Here is a 14,944-nt window from a genome sequence, read left to right as displayed (position 1 = left end):
TAAAGAGGGAGGTGCAATTATGTTCAAAATAGGTGATATAGAGCTAAAAAACCGTGTGGTACTGGCTCCGATGGCCGGAGTATGCAATTCCGCTTTCCGTCTGACTGTAAAAGAATTCGGTGCCGGACTTGTATGTGCTGAGATGGTAAGCGACAAAGGCATTGTCCTTCAGAACGAAAAGACAATGAACATGCTTTATATTGATGAAAGAGAAAAGCCGCTAAGCCTGCAGATCTTCGGAGGCAAAAAAGAAACGCTTGTAGAAGCGGCGAAATTTGTAGATCAAAATACGAATGCGGATATCATCGACATTAACATGGGCTGCCCTGTCCCTAAAATCACCAAATGTGATGCGGGTGCCAAGTGGCTTCTTGACCCGGATAAAATTTATGAAATGGTTTCTGCTGTAACAGCCGCTGTTGAAAAGCCGGTTACTGTAAAAATGCGGATGGGCTGGGATGAAGATCACATCTATGCTGTTAAAAACGCGCAGGCAGTTGAACGCGCAGGGGGCAAAGCTTTAGCCCTTCACGGCCGTACGCGTGTCCAGATGTATGAAGGACACGCGAACTGGGATATTATCCGCGAAGTAAAGCAGAACATTAACATTCCGCTAATCGGAAATGGTGATGTGGAAACACCTCAGGATGCCAAGCGCATGCTGGATGAAACAGGCTGTGACGGTGTCATGATCGGACGGGCTGCATTGGGAAACCCATGGATGATTTACCGTACAGTTAAATACCTGGAGACTGGCGAATTAATGGGCGAGCCTTCTGTACGAGAGAAGATGGATGTGTGTATCCTCCATTTGGACCGCCTGATTTCATTAAAGGGTGAACATATCGCTGTACTCGAAATGCGAAAGCATGCTGCATGGTACCTGAAAGGAATCCGCGGCAATGCGAAGGTCCGCAATGGAATCAATGATTCCAATACAAGAGAAGAATTGGTGAGCGTTCTTAACGCTCTTGTCATTGATGCAGAAGAAAAAGAAAGAAGCCAGATACAGGCTGTATAAGCTGCGTAAAGTTTGACAGGCTGTCATTCTTTGCCTATAATACTTTTGATAAATGGAAACTGCCAGTGCATGAACTGGCAGTTTTTATTCTATTTAACTATTTAGGATGTCTGATTTACCCGCTTTGTGTAAAATAATAGAGATATACATTTTTGAAGGACCGCAGAATTGTGCGTACATAAAAAGATTTACAAAATGGAGATGATTTCAGTGAGCCAGAGTCATGAAGAATTAAATGACCAGTTGAAAGTAAGACGCGAGAAAATGAGCAGCTTGCGCGAACAGGGAATGGATCCTTTCGGGAAGCGTTTCGACCGTTCACACCAAAGCAATGAATTAATTGAGCAATACGGTGAGCTTGAGAAGGAAGAAATTGAGGAAAAGGATGTTTCTGTTACACTGGCAGGCCGCATTATGACGAAGCGCGGAAAAGGGAAAGCCGGATTCGCCCATGTACAGGATTTATCAGGGCAAATTCAAATCTATGTCCGCAAAGATGCTGTTGGAGAAGAAAGCTACTCCATCTTCGAAACTGCAGACCTGGGAGATATTGTTGGGATCAGCGGCAAGCTCTTTAAAACAAAAGTAGGCGAACTGTCTGTTAAAGCGGAGGAATTTGTCCTTCTGACAAAATCCCTGCGTCCGCTGCCGGATAAATTTCACGGGCTGAAGGACGTTGAGCAGCGCTACCGCCAGCGTTACCTGGATCTCATTATGAGTGAGGAAAGCAAAAAGACTTTCGTCACGAGAAGCCGCATTATCCAATCCATGCGCCGCTACCTTGACAGCCATGGCTACCTTGAAGTTGAAACACCTATGATGCATTCCATTGCAGGGGGAGCTTCTGCACGTCCATTTATCACTCATCATAATGCACTGGATATGGAACTCTATATGCGTATCGCGATTGAGCTTCATCTGAAGCGCCTGATTGTGGGAGGACTTGAAAAGGTATATGAAATTGGCCGAGTATTCCGTAATGAAGGTGTATCTACACGTCACAATCCTGAATTCACTATGATTGAATTATACGAAGCATATGCTGACTATAGAGATATCATGAGCCTTACTGAAAACCTTATTGCCCATATCGCCCAAGAAGTGCTTGGGACAACTACTGTGCAATACGGCGAGTACGAAGTGGATCTAAAGCCCGAATGGAAAAGGCTTCATATGGTAGATGCCATTAAGGAATACACAGGGGTAGACTTCTGGAAAGAAACCAGTAAGGAAGAAGCCCAGCAGCTTGCGAAAGACCATGGTGTTGAAATCAAAGACAATATGGAATATGGTCATATTGTTAATGAATTCTTCGAGCAGAAGGTTGAAGAGAAACTAATTCAGCCGACATTCATCTATGGACATCCTGTTGAAATCTCGCCGCTTGCGAAGAAAAATGACGAAGACCCGCGCTTTACTGATCGTTTTGAATTATTTATTGTAGCCCGTGAACATGCAAATGCCTTCACTGAGCTGAATGATCCAATTGATCAGCGCGAACGCTTTGAAGCACAGCTGAAAGAACGTGAAGAGGGCAATGATGAAGCTCATATGATGGATGATGATTTTATTGAAGCTCTTGAATACGGCATGCCGCCAACAGGAGGACTGGGCATCGGAATCGATCGTGTTGTCATGCTGCTGACAAATTCACCTTCTATTAGAGATGTACTGTTATTCCCGTTAATGCGTCATCGTTAAAATTTTATAAAACAAGGCAGAGTACAATGCGTGCTCTGTCTTTTTTGTTTTTATAGAAAGAATTAGGGATCTGCCAAAAATAATGCTTTTTCCGGGGCTGAATAATGGGAATATTTTTTCTTTCTTTTTTGCGCATAAAAGTAATAAAAACATATTGCATGTTGTCCTGTGAGGTGATATATTTATATTCGTTGCTGCAAGACAGCGACTTACAAAAAAGATTTTAAAAAAAGTTATTGACTCAGATAGTTAAATCTGATAAGATAATAAAGTCGCTCTTGAGCGGCGGATTGATCTTTGAAAACTGAACGAACAATACGTCAACGTTTAAATCATTAGTCTTTTATGAAAAGACAAAACGAGCTTAATCAACTCTTATATGGAGAGTTTGATCCTGGCTCAGGACGAACGCTGGCGGCGTGCCTAATACATGCAAGTCGAGCGGACAGATGGGAGCTTGCTCCCTGAAGTCAGCGGCGGACGGGTGAGTAACACGTGGGCAACCTGCCTGTAAGACTGGGATAACTCCGGGAAACCGGGGCTAATACCGGATAACTCTTTTCCTCACATGAGGAAAAGCTGAAAGATGGCATCTCGCTATCACTTACAGATGGGCCCGCGGCGCATTAGCTAGTTGGTGAGGTAACGGCTCACCAAGGCCACGATGCGTAGCCGACCTGAGAGGGTGATCGGCCACACTGGGACTGAGACACGGCCCAGACTCCTACGGGAGGCAGCAGTAGGGAATCTTCCGCAATGGACGAAAGTCTGACGGAGCAACGCCGCGTGAGTGATGAAGGTTTTCGGATCGTAAAACTCTGTTGTCAGGGAAGAACAAGTACCGGAGTAACTGCCGGTACCTTGACGGTACCTGACCAGAAAGCCACGGCTAACTACGTGCCAGCAGCCGCGGTAATACGTAGGTGGCAAGCGTTGTCCGGAATTATTGGGCGTAAAGCGCGCGCAGGCGGTTCCTTAAGTCTGATGTGAAAGCCCCCGGCTCAACCGGGGAGGGTCATTGGAAACTGGGGAACTTGAGTGCAGAAGAGAAGAGTGGAATTCCACGTGTAGCGGTGAAATGCGTAGAGATGTGGAGGAACACCAGTGGCGAAGGCGACTCTTTGGTCTGTAACTGACGCTGAGGCGCGAAAGCGTGGGGAGCAAACAGGATTAGATACCCTGGTAGTCCACGCCGTAAACGATGAGTGCTAAGTGTTAGAGGGTTTCCGCCCTTTAGTGCTGCAGCAAACGCATTAAGCACTCCGCCTGGGGAGTACGGCCGCAAGGCTGAAACTCAAAGGAATTGACGGGGGCCCGCACAAGCGGTGGAGCATGTGGTTTAATTCGAAGCAACGCGAAGAACCTTACCAGGTCTTGACATCTCCTGACAACCCTAGAGATAGGGCGTTCCCCTTCGGGGGACAGGATGACAGGTGGTGCATGGTTGTCGTCAGCTCGTGTCGTGAGATGTTGGGTTAAGTCCCGCAACGAGCGCAACCCTTGATCTTAGTTGCCAGCATTCAGTTGGGCACTCTAAGGTGACTGCCGGTGACAAACCGGAGGAAGGTGGGGATGACGTCAAATCATCATGCCCCTTATGACCTGGGCTACACACGTGCTACAATGGATGGTACAAAGGGCTGCGAAACCGCGAGGTTAAGCGAATCCCATAAAACCATTCTCAGTTCGGATTGCAGGCTGCAACTCGCCTGCATGAAGCCGGAATCGCTAGTAATCGCGGATCAGCATGCCGCGGTGAATACGTTCCCGGGCCTTGTACACACCGCCCGTCACACCACGAGAGTTTGTAACACCCGAAGTCGGTGGGGTAACCTTTTGGAGCCAGCCGCCTAAGGTGGGACAGATGATTGGGGTGAAGTCGTAACAAGGTAGCCGTATCGGAAGGTGCGGCTGGATCACCTCCTTTCTAAGGAATATTTACAAGAAACGTGACGTTCTTTGTTCGTTCAGTTTTGAGAGTTCAATCTCTCAATGAAAGATTCGTTCTTTGAAAACTAGATAATGATTATGAAGAAGCAATAACCGAGTAATCGCCATTTTAGTGAATTCTCTCTATGTTAAATAGAGTTAAAAACCTTTGATCTTGTTCATCTTCGATGAACCTGTCAAATACGGTTAAGTTAGAAAGGGCGCACGGTGAATGCCTTGGCACTAGGAGCCGATGAAGGACGGTACTAACACCGATATGCTTCGGGGAGCTGTAAGTAAGCTTTGATCCGGAGATTTCCGAATGGGGAAACCCCCTATCCGTAATGGGATGGGATCCTTATCTGAATACATAGGATATGGAAGGCAGACCCGGGGAACTGAAACATCTAAGTACCCGGAGGAAGAGAAAGCAAACGCGATTCCCTGAGTAGCGGCGAGCGAAACGGGATTAGCCCAAACCAGGAGGCTTGCCTCCTGGGGTTGTAGGACACTCTACACGGAGTTACAAAGGAACGAGGTAAATGAACAGGTCTGGAAAGGCCGGCCAGAGAAGGTAAAAGCCCTGTAGTTGAAACTTCGTTCCCTCCAGAGTGGATCCTGAGTACGGCGGGACACGAGAAATCCCGTCGGAAGCAGGGAGGACCATCTCCCAAGGCTAAATACTCCCTAGTGACCGATAGTGAACCAGTACCGTGAGGGAAAGGTGAAAAGCACCCCGGAAGGGGAGTGAAAGAGATCCTGAAACCGTGTGCCTACAAGTAGTTAGAGCCCGTTAATGGGTGATAGCGTGCCTTTTGTAGAATGAACCGGCGAGTTACGATTACATGCGAGGTTAAGTTGATAAGACGGAGCCGCAGCGAAAGCGAGTCTGAATAGGGCGAATGAGTATGTGGTCGTAGACCCGAAACCAGGTGATCTACCCATGTCCAGGGTGAAGTCCAGGTAACACTGGATGGAGGCCCGAACCCACGCACGTTGAAAAGTGCGGGGATGAGGTGTGGGTAGCGGAGAAATTCCAATCGAACCTGGAGATAGCTGGTTCTCTCCGAAATAGCTTTAGGGCTAGCCTCATGTAGTAAGAGTCTTGGAGGTAGAGCACTGTTTGGACTAGGGGCCCCCATCGGGTTACCGAATTCAGACAAACTCCGAATGCCAAAGACTTATCCATGGGAGTCAGACTGCGAGTGATAAGATCCGTAGTCAAGAGGGAAACAGCCCAGACCACCAGCTAAGGTCCCAAAGTATACGTTAAGTGGAAAAGGATGTGGAGTTGCTTAGACAACCAGGATGTTGGCTTAGAAGCAGCCACCATTTAAAGAGTGCGTAATAGCTCACTGGTCGAGTGACTCCGCGCCGAAAATGTACCGGGGCTAAACGTATCACCGAAGCTGTGGATTGACATCTTTCGATGTCAGTGGTAGGAGAGCGTTCTAAGGGCGTTGAAGCCAGACCGCAAGGACTGGTGGAGCGCTTAGAAGTGAGAATGCCGGTATGAGTAGCGAAAGATGGGTGAGAATCCCATCCACCGAATGCCTAAGGTTTCCTGAGGAAGGCTCGTCCGCTCAGGGTTAGTCGGGACCTAAGCCGAGGCTGAAAAGCGTAGGCGATGGACAACAGGTTGATATTCCTGTACCACCTCTTTACCGTTTGAGCAATGGGGGGACGCAGGAGGATAGGGTAAGCGCGCTGCTGGATTAGCGCGTCCAAGCAGTTAGGCCGGTAACGAGGCAAATCCCGTTACCACACAGGCTGAGCTGTGACGGCGAGGGAAATTTAGTACCGAAGTTCCTGATTCCACACTGCCAAGAAAAGCCTCTAGCGAGGGAAAAGGTGCCCGTACCGCAAACCGACACAGGTAGGCGAGGAGAGAATCCTAAGGTGAGCGAGAGAACTCTCGTTAAGGAACTCGGCAAAATGACCCCGTAACTTCGGGAGAAGGGGTGCTCATTAGGGTGAATAGCCCTGATGAGCCGCAGTGAATAGGCCCAGGCGACTGTTTAGCAAAAACACAGGTCTCTGCGAAGCCGCAAGGCGAAGTATAGGGGCTGACGCCTGCCCGGTGCTGGAAGGTTAAGAGGAGAGGTTAGCGCAAGCGAAGCTTTGAATCGAAGCCCCAGTAAACGGCGGCCGTAACTATAACGGTCCTAAGGTAGCGAAATTCCTTGTCGGGTAAGTTCCGACCCGCACGAAAGGCGTAACGATCTGGGCACTGTCTCAACGAGAGACTCGGTGAAATTATAGTACCTGTGAAGATGCAGGTTACCCGCGACAGGACGGAAAGACCCCGTGGAGCTTTACTGTAGCCTGATATTGAATTTTGGTACAGCTTGTACAGGATAGGTAGGAGCCTGAGAAGCCGGAGCGCCAGCTTCGGTGGAGGCGTCGGTGGGATACTACCCTGGCTGTATTGAAATTCTAACCCGCGCCCCTGATCGGGGCGGGAGACAGTGTCAGGTGGGCAGTTTGACTGGGGCGGTCGCCTCCTAAAAAGTAACGGAGGCGCCCAAAGGTTCCCTCAGAATGGTTGGAAATCATTCGCAGAGTGTAAAGGCACAAGGGAGCTTGACTGCGAGACCTACAAGTCGAGCAGGGACGAAAGTCGGGCTTAGTGATCCGGTGGTTCCGCATGGAAGGGCCATCGCTCAACGGATAAAAGCTACCCCGGGGATAACAGGCTTATCTCCCCCAAGAGTCCACATCGACGGGGAGGTTTGGCACCTCGATGTCGGCTCATCGCATCCTGGGGCTGTAGTCGGTCCCAAGGGTTGGGCTGTTCGCCCATTAAAGCGGTACGCGAGCTGGGTTCAGAACGTCGTGAGACAGTTCGGTCCCTATCCGTCGTGGGCGCAGGAAATTTGAGAGGAGCTGTCCTTAGTACGAGAGGACCGGGATGGACGCACCGCTGGTGTACCAGTTGTCTTGCCAAAGGCATCGCTGGGTAGCTATGTGCGGAAGGGATAAGTGCTGAAAGCATCTAAGCATGAAGCCCCCCTCGAGATGAGATTTCCCATAGCGTCAAGCTAGTAAGATCCCTGAAAGATGATCAGGTTGATAGGTCAGAGGTGGAAGCGTGGCGACATGTGGAGCTGACTGATACTAATCGATCGAGGACTTAACCAAGTCATATTGGTAATTACTCGGCAACTGCTTCTTCATGCTTTATCTAGTTTTGAGGGAACGAAGTTTCTTCAACCAAATAGTCCGGTGGCGATAGCGAGAAGGTCACACCCGTTCCCATACCGAACACGGAAGTTAAGCTTCTCAGCGCCGATGGTAGTTGGGGGCTGTCCCCCTGTGAGAGTAGGACGCTGCCGGGCGTATATTATGGAGGATTAGCTCAGCTGGGAGAGCATCTGCCTTACAAGCAGAGGGTCGGCGGTTCGATCCCGTCATCCTCCACCATATTTGCCGGCGTAGCTCAATTGGTAGAGCAACTGACTTGTAATCAGTAGGTTGGGGGTTCAAGTCCTCTCACCGGCACCACTTCAGTTCCTTTAATGGAATATGAGCCATTAGCTCAGTCGGTAGAGCAGATTGCAGCAACAGTGAGATTCTTCACCCGAATAGCAATCTGTGACAAAAGCACGCAGGGCTTTGGAACATCTGACCTAGCACTTTCAGGCTTTAGGCAGCAGAATATTAATACGAGCCATTAGCTCAGTCGGTAGAGCATCTGACTTTTAATCAGAGGGTCGAAGGTTCGAGTCCTTCATGGCTCACCATTTTTAATTTCATATTGCGGGTGTGGCGGAATTGGCAGACGCACCAGACTTAGGATCTGGCGCCGCAAGGCGTGGGGGTTCGACTCCCTTCACCCGCACCATTTTAAGCGGAAGTAGTTCAGTGGTAGAACATCACCTTGCCAAGGTGGGGGTCGCGGGTTCGAATCCCGTCTTCCGCTCCATTTTTATGCCGGGGTGGCGGAACTGGCAGACGCACAGGACTTAAAATCCTGCGGTAGGTGACTACCGTACCGGTTCGATTCCGGTCCTCGGCACCATTTAATTTCATATTGCGCCCGTAGCTCAATTGGATAGAGCGTTTGACTACGGATCAAAAGGTTAGGGGTTCGACTCCTCTCGGGCGCGCCATTATACGGGGAGTAGCTCAGCTTGGTAGAGCACTTGGTTTGGGACCAAGGGGTCGCAGGTTCGAATCCTGTCTTCCCGACCATTTATATTGGGGCCTTAGCTCAGCTGGGAGAGCGCCTGCTTTGCACGCAGGAGGTCAGCGGTTCGATCCCGCTAGGCTCCACCAAAAAAACTTTAAAAAAGTTATTGACTCAGGTATTTAAACCTGATAAGATAATAAAGTCGCTTCTGAAGCGGCGGATTGATCTTTGAAAACTGAACGAACAAAAACGTCAACGTTTAAATCATTAGTCTTTTATGAAAAGACAAAACGAGCTTAATCAACTCTTATATGGAGAGTTTGATCCTGGCTCAGGACGAACGCTGGCGGCGTGCCTAATACATGCAAGTCGAGCGGACAGATGGGAGCTTGCTCCCTGAAGTCAGCGGCGGACGGGTGAGTAACACGTGGGCAACCTGCCTGTAAGACTGGGATAACTCCGGGAAACCGGGGCTAATACCGGATAACTCTTTTCCTCACATGAGGAAAAGCTGAAAGATGGCATCTCGCTATCACTTACAGATGGGCCCGCGGCGCATTAGCTAGTTGGTGAGGTAACGGCTCACCAAGGCCACGATGCGTAGCCGACCTGAGAGGGTGATCGGCCACACTGGGACTGAGACACGGCCCAGACTCCTACGGGAGGCAGCAGTAGGGAATCTTCCGCAATGGACGAAAGTCTGACGGAGCAACGCCGCGTGAGTGATGAAGGTTTTCGGATCGTAAAACTCTGTTGTCAGGGAAGAACAAGTACCGGAGTAACTGCCGGTACCTTGACGGTACCTGACCAGAAAGCCACGGCTAACTACGTGCCAGCAGCCGCGGTAATACGTAGGTGGCAAGCGTTGTCCGGAATTATTGGGCGTAAAGCGCGCGCAGGCGGTTCCTTAAGTCTGATGTGAAAGCCCCCGGCTCAACCGGGGAGGGTCATTGGAAACTGGGGAACTTGAGTGCAGAAGAGAAGAGTGGAATTCCACGTGTAGCGGTGAAATGCGTAGAGATGTGGAGGAACACCAGTGGCGAAGGCGACTCTTTGGTCTGTAACTGACGCTGAGGCGCGAAAGCGTGGGGAGCAAACAGGATTAGATACCCTGGTAGTCCACGCCGTAAACGATGAGTGCTAAGTGTTAGAGGGTTTCCGCCCTTTAGTGCTGCAGCAAACGCATTAAGCACTCCGCCTGGGGAGTACGGCCGCAAGGCTGAAACTCAAAGGAATTGACGGGGGCCCGCACAAGCGGTGGAGCATGTGGTTTAATTCGAAGCAACGCGAAGAACCTTACCAGGTCTTGACATCTCCTGACAACCCTAGAGATAGGGCGTTCCCCTTCGGGGGACAGGATGACAGGTGGTGCATGGTTGTCGTCAGCTCGTGTCGTGAGATGTTGGGTTAAGTCCCGCAACGAGCGCAACCCTTGATCTTAGTTGCCAGCATTCAGTTGGGCACTCTAAGGTGACTGCCGGTGACAAACCGGAGGAAGGTGGGGATGACGTCAAATCATCATGCCCCTTATGACCTGGGCTACACACGTGCTACAATGGATGGTACAAAGGGCTGCGAAACCGCGAGGTTAAGCGAATCCCATAAAACCATTCTCAGTTCGGATTGCAGGCTGCAACTCGCCTGCATGAAGCCGGAATCGCTAGTAATCGCGGATCAGCATGCCGCGGTGAATACGTTCCCGGGCCTTGTACACACCGCCCGTCACACCACGAGAGTTTGTAACACCCGAAGTCGGTGGGGTAACCTTTTGGAGCCAGCCGCCTAAGGTGGGACAGATGATTGGGGTGAAGTCGTAACAAGGTAGCCGTATCGGAAGGTGCGGCTGGATCACCTCCTTTCTAAGGAATATTTACAAGAAACGTGACGTTCTTTGTTCGTTCAGTTTTGAGAGTTCAATCTCTCAATGAAAGATTCGTTCTTTGAAAACTAGATAATGATTATGAAGAAGCAATAACCGAGTAATCGCCATTTTAGTGAATTCTCTCTATGTTAAATAGAGTTAAAAACCTTTGATCTTGTTCATCTTCGATGAACCTGTCAAATACGGTTAAGTTAGAAAGGGCGCACGGTGAATGCCTTGGCACTAGGAGCCGATGAAGGACGGTACTAACACCGATATGCTTCGGGGAGCTGTAAGTAAGCTTTGATCCGGAGATTTCCGAATGGGGAAACCCCCTATCCGTAATGGGATGGGATCCTTATCTGAATACATAGGATATGGAAGGCAGACCCGGGGAACTGAAACATCTAAGTACCCGGAGGAAGAGAAAGCAAACGCGATTCCCTGAGTAGCGGCGAGCGAAACGGGATTAGCCCAAACCAGGAGGCTTGCCTCCTGGGGTTGTAGGACACTCTACACGGAGTTACAAAGGAACGAGGTAAATGAACAGGTCTGGAAAGGCCGGCCAGAGAAGGTAAAAGCCCTGTAGTTGAAACTTCGTTCCCTCCAGAGTGGATCCTGAGTACGGCGGGACACGAGAAATCCCGTCGGAAGCAGGGAGGACCATCTCCCAAGGCTAAATACTCCCTAGTGACCGATAGTGAACCAGTACCGTGAGGGAAAGGTGAAAAGCACCCCGGAAGGGGAGTGAAAGAGATCCTGAAACCGTGTGCCTACAAGTAGTTAGAGCCCGTTAATGGGTGATAGCGTGCCTTTTGTAGAATGAACCGGCGAGTTACGATTACATGCGAGGTTAAGTTGATAAGACGGAGCCGCAGCGAAAGCGAGTCTGAATAGGGCGAATGAGTATGTGGTCGTAGACCCGAAACCAGGTGATCTACCCATGTCCAGGGTGAAGTCCAGGTAACACTGGATGGAGGCCCGAACCCACGCACGTTGAAAAGTGCGGGGATGAGGTGTGGGTAGCGGAGAAATTCCAATCGAACCTGGAGATAGCTGGTTCTCTCCGAAATAGCTTTAGGGCTAGCCTCATGTAGTAAGAGTCTTGGAGGTAGAGCACTGTTTGGACTAGGGGCCCCCATCGGGTTACCGAATTCAGACAAACTCCGAATGCCAAAGACTTATCCATGGGAGTCAGACTGCGAGTGATAAGATCCGTAGTCAAGAGGGAAACAGCCCAGACCACCAGCTAAGGTCCCAAAGTATACGTTAAGTGGAAAAGGATGTGGAGTTGCTTAGACAACCAGGATGTTGGCTTAGAAGCAGCCACCATTTAAAGAGTGCGTAATAGCTCACTGGTCGAGTGACTCCGCGCCGAAAATGTACCGGGGCTAAACGTATCACCGAAGCTGTGGATTGACATCTTTCGATGTCAGTGGTAGGAGAGCGTTCTAAGGGCGTTGAAGCCAGACCGCAAGGACTGGTGGAGCGCTTAGAAGTGAGAATGCCGGTATGAGTAGCGAAAGATGGGTGAGAATCCCATCCACCGAATGCCTAAGGTTTCCTGAGGAAGGCTCGTCCGCTCAGGGTTAGTCGGGACCTAAGCCGAGGCTGAAAAGCGTAGGCGATGGACAACAGGTTGATATTCCTGTACCACCTCTTTACCGTTTGAGCAATGGGGGGACGCAGGAGGATAGGGTAAGCGCGCTGCTGGATTAGCGCGTCCAAGCAGTTAGGCCGGTAACGAGGCAAATCCCGTTACCACACAGGCTGAGCTGTGACGGCGAGGGAAATTTAGTACCGAAGTTCCTGATTCCACACTGCCAAGAAAAGCCTCTAGCGAGGGAAAAGGTGCCCGTACCGCAAACCGACACAGGTAGGCGAGGAGAGAATCCTAAGGTGAGCGAGAGAACTCTCGTTAAGGAACTCGGCAAAATGACCCCGTAACTTCGGGAGAAGGGGTGCTCATTAGGGTGAATAGCCCTGATGAGCCGCAGTGAATAGGCCCAGGCGACTGTTTAGCAAAAACACAGGTCTCTGCGAAGCCGCAAGGCGAAGTATAGGGGCTGACGCCTGCCCGGTGCTGGAAGGTTAAGAGGAGAGGTTAGCGCAAGCGAAGCTTTGAATCGAAGCCCCAGTAAACGGCGGCCGTAACTATAACGGTCCTAAGGTAGCGAAATTCCTTGTCGGGTAAGTTCCGACCCGCACGAAAGGCGTAACGATCTGGGCACTGTCTCAACGAGAGACTCGGTGAAATTATAGTACCTGTGAAGATGCAGGTTACCCGCGACAGGACGGAAAGACCCCGTGGAGCTTTACTGTAGCCTGATATTGAATTTTGGTACAGCTTGTACAGGATAGGTAGGAGCCTGAGAAGCCGGAGCGCCAGCTTCGGTGGAGGCGTCGGTGGGATACTACCCTGGCTGTATTGAAATTCTAACCCGCGCCCCTGATCGGGGCGGGAGACAGTGTCAGGTGGGCAGTTTGACTGGGGCGGTCGCCTCCTAAAAAGTAACGGAGGCGCCCAAAGGTTCCCTCAGAATGGTTGGAAATCATTCGCAGAGTGTAAAGGCACAAGGGAGCTTGACTGCGAGACCTACAAGTCGAGCAGGGACGAAAGTCGGGCTTAGTGATCCGGTGGTTCCGCATGGAAGGGCCATCGCTCAACGGATAAAAGCTACCCCGGGGATAACAGGCTTATCTCCCCCAAGAGTCCACATCGACGGGGAGGTTTGGCACCTCGATGTCGGCTCATCGCATCCTGGGGCTGTAGTCGGTCCCAAGGGTTGGGCTGTTCGCCCATTAAAGCGGTACGCGAGCTGGGTTCAGAACGTCGTGAGACAGTTCGGTCCCTATCCGTCGTGGGCGCAGGAAATTTGAGAGGAGCTGTCCTTAGTACGAGAGGACCGGGATGGACGCACCGCTGGTGTACCAGTTGTCTTGCCAAAGGCATCGCTGGGTAGCTATGTGCGGAAGGGATAAGTGCTGAAAGCATCTAAGCATGAAGCCCCCCTCGAGATGAGATTTCCCATAGCGTCAAGCTAGTAAGATCCCTGAAAGATGATCAGGTTGATAGGTCAGAGGTGGAAGCGTGGCGACATGTGGAGCTGACTGATACTAATCGATCGAGGACTTAACCAAGTCATATTGGTAATTACTCGGCAAATGCTTCTTCATACATTATCTAGTTTTGAGGGAACGAAGTTTCTTCAACCAAATAGTCCGGTGGCGATAGCGAGAAGGTCACACCCGTTCCCATACCGAACACGGAAGTTAAGCTTCTCAGCGCCGATGGTAGTTGGGGGCTGTCCCCCTGTGAGAGTAGGACGCTGCCGGGCAAATGAAAGAGCACCTGATGGGTGCTCTTTTTTGTGTGGAATGATAGGTATCTGAATCAATTGGACTCTTCTTTTAATTGCAAAGAAAAAATGTGCCATGTGAGATAAACTCCAAAACATGCTAGATAAATCTTCAATCATGCGAAATAAATCTCCAAACATGCGAGATAAGTCGCACCACCCCATCTTCAAAGAATCTAAGAACAGCATACATCCCAGCAGCTCCATCCAGCTTTGACATCCTCGATCCAAAGAACAATCAATCCATACACATCAACTATCATCCAAAAAAACTTCCCCCAACCAAGCACAAACCCGCCCATCCAAAAATATATTGTTATCGACATTAACTTCCATTATCAGGTTTGGGAAGTCAAAAAATGGGGGAAAATTATTAATACCCGCCAATTGCAAGAAATTACATAAATCATGTATAATTAATGTCAAATATAGTCAAAGTCAGATAGGGGGAGGCCTGGTGAGAAATATATCCGACATAATTGAAAATTATCTCAAACAGGTTTTAGAGAAGAGCGAAAGGGAAATCGTGGAAATTAAGAGAAGCGAAATTGCTGACAAATTCCAATGTGTTCCTTCCCAGATCAATTATGTGATCAACACCCGTTTCACGATTGAAAAAGGTTATGCAGTAGAAAGTAAGCGGGGCGGCGGGGGCTTCATCAGGATTATGAAAGTCCAGTCCTATGACCATGCTGATTTAATTGACCAGTTAATATCTTTGGTGCAGAGCAGGATTGCCCAGAGCAGTGCGGAGAATCTCATCTACCGTCTGGTAGAAGAAGAGATTATAACACACAGGGAAGCTAAAATAATGCTTAGTGTTATAGACCGTTCTGTCCTGTATATTGATCTTCCATTCAGGGATGAGCTGAGAGCAAGAATGCTTAAGGCAATGTTGACCACTTTGAAATATAAATAGTAGTGAGCTGGAGAGGTGAAGT

3 protein-coding genes, 9 tRNA genes and 6 rRNA genes are annotated in these 14,944 nt (G+C 49.7%); all 18 read left to right on the top strand.

Features of this window, described 5'->3' with window-relative positions; translation table 11 throughout:
* Window positions 1-19 precede the first annotated feature (19 nt).
* The 18 genes from dusB to NYE23_RS20635 all read left to right on the top strand — a co-directional run bounded on the left by dusB (window position 20) and on the right by NYE23_RS20635 (window position 14,922).
* A complete protein-coding gene (gene dusB, locus NYE23_RS20720) occupies window positions 20-1,021 on the top strand; it encodes a tRNA dihydrouridine synthase DusB (protein WP_341080395.1) in 1,002 nt (333 codons plus the stop codon).
* Window positions 1,022-1,231: 210 nt separating this feature from the next.
* Window positions 1,232-2,722: a lysine--tRNA ligase gene (lysS, locus tag NYE23_RS20715; protein ID WP_341080391.1), complete on the top strand. Its 1,491-nt coding sequence runs from the start codon at window positions 1,232-1,234 to the stop codon at window positions 2,720-2,722.
* A 376-nt stretch (window positions 2,723-3,098) separates the two neighbouring features.
* Window positions 3,099-4,649 (top strand): 16S ribosomal RNA (locus NYE23_RS20710).
* A gap of 207 nt (window positions 4,650-4,856) precedes the next feature.
* Window positions 4,857-7,792: ribosomal RNA gene (locus tag NYE23_RS20705) — 23S ribosomal RNA — on the top strand.
* 80 nt (window positions 7,793-7,872) lie between these two features.
* Window positions 7,873-7,989 (top strand): 5S ribosomal RNA (rrf, locus tag NYE23_RS20700).
* 9 nt (window positions 7,990-7,998) lie between these two features.
* A tRNA-Val gene (locus tag NYE23_RS20695) sits at window positions 7,999-8,074 on the top strand.
* Between the two features lie 5 nt (window positions 8,075-8,079).
* Window positions 8,080-8,155, top strand: a tRNA-Thr gene (locus NYE23_RS20690).
* A gap of 163 nt (window positions 8,156-8,318) precedes the next feature.
* A tRNA-Lys gene (locus tag NYE23_RS20685) sits at window positions 8,319-8,394 on the top strand.
* 16 nt (window positions 8,395-8,410) lie between these two features.
* A tRNA-Leu gene (locus NYE23_RS20680) sits at window positions 8,411-8,495 on the top strand.
* Window positions 8,496-8,501: 6 nt separating this feature from the next.
* Window positions 8,502-8,576, top strand: a tRNA-Gly gene (locus NYE23_RS20675).
* Window positions 8,577-8,583: 7 nt separating this feature from the next.
* Window positions 8,584-8,672, top strand: a tRNA-Leu gene (locus NYE23_RS20670).
* Between the two features lie 14 nt (window positions 8,673-8,686).
* Window positions 8,687-8,763, top strand: a tRNA-Arg gene (locus tag NYE23_RS20665).
* 5 nt (window positions 8,764-8,768) lie between these two features.
* Window positions 8,769-8,845 (top strand) — tRNA-Pro (locus NYE23_RS20660).
* Window positions 8,846-8,853: 8 nt separating this feature from the next.
* A tRNA-Ala gene (locus NYE23_RS20655) sits at window positions 8,854-8,929 on the top strand.
* Between the two features lie 162 nt (window positions 8,930-9,091).
* Window positions 9,092-10,642, top strand: a 16S ribosomal RNA gene (locus tag NYE23_RS20650).
* Window positions 10,643-10,849: 207 nt separating this feature from the next.
* Window positions 10,850-13,785: ribosomal RNA gene (locus NYE23_RS20645) — 23S ribosomal RNA — on the top strand.
* 80 nt (window positions 13,786-13,865) lie between these two features.
* A 5S ribosomal RNA gene (gene rrf, locus NYE23_RS20640) occupies window positions 13,866-13,982 on the top strand.
* The 16S, 23S and 5S rRNA genes sit together here with 9 tRNA genes alongside, the layout of an rRNA operon.
* Window positions 13,983-14,460: 478 nt before the next feature.
* The gene (locus NYE23_RS20635) at window positions 14,461-14,922 is read left to right on the top strand and encodes a CtsR family transcriptional regulator (RefSeq protein WP_341080389.1); all 462 of its coding nucleotides are present in this window, start codon (window positions 14,461-14,463) and stop codon (window positions 14,920-14,922) included.
* The last annotated feature ends 22 nt before the right edge of the window (window positions 14,923-14,944 follow it).

This window comes from Cytobacillus sp. FSL H8-0458, from assembly GCF_038002165.1.
Lineage (GTDB): Bacteria > Bacillota > Bacilli > Bacillales > Cytobacillaceae > Cytobacillus.
Note: the sequence above shows the minus strand (reverse complement) of the source record. Positions and strands in the feature narration are given on the sequence as shown.

What these genes read in the sequence shown, in the direction of transcription:
- dusB (WP_341080395.1), top strand. Translation starts at nt 20, where the DNA reads ATGTTCAAAATAGGTGATATAGAGCTAAAAAACCGTGTGGTACTGGCT.